This window comes from Mesorhizobium sp. M5C.F.Ca.ET.164.01.1.1, assembly GCF_004792125.1.
Classification (GTDB): Bacteria; Pseudomonadota; Alphaproteobacteria; order Rhizobiales; family Rhizobiaceae; genus Mesorhizobium; species Mesorhizobium wenxiniae.
The window spans coordinates 1-356 of the sequence record NZ_SRTG01000256.1 but is presented as its reverse complement, the minus strand read 5'-3'; the positions used below and the strand labels follow the sequence as shown (position 1 = coordinate 356).

The following is a 356-nucleotide window of genomic DNA, read 5'->3' as shown; positions in this document are numbered from 1 at the left end:
GGGCAGGGCATGGCCTATTCCACTCTGCTGTCGGCGCATGTGCTCAACGTCAAAGCCTCCGGGATGAGCGCCTATGCCGACGACCCCACCCATTTCGCACGCTGGGTGCTGGAGCGCGGCTTCGCCAAACCCGACCAGGGGCCATTCTATGCGCCGCGCAGCCTGTATGCGCGCTACATGAAGGAGCTGCTCGACGATCTCGTCGAACGTGAGCGTGAGACCGGCCGGTTGCGCCTGATTGCCGAGGAGAGCCTGTCGATCTCGCCGACGCCGGCCGGTGTCGAGGTGGTGCTCGCCAACGGCACCAGCGTCGTTGGCCATCTGGCCGTGCTTGCCACCGGCCACGACGAGCAGCC

General features: G+C 66.6%; 1 protein-coding gene. It reads left to right on the top strand.

Annotation, left to right across the window (positions count from 1 at the left end; all coding sequences use genetic code 11):
* The coding region (locus EN807_RS33360) for an FAD/NAD(P)-binding protein (RefSeq protein WP_189522683.1) at window positions 1-356 on the top strand (356 nt) is incomplete at both ends.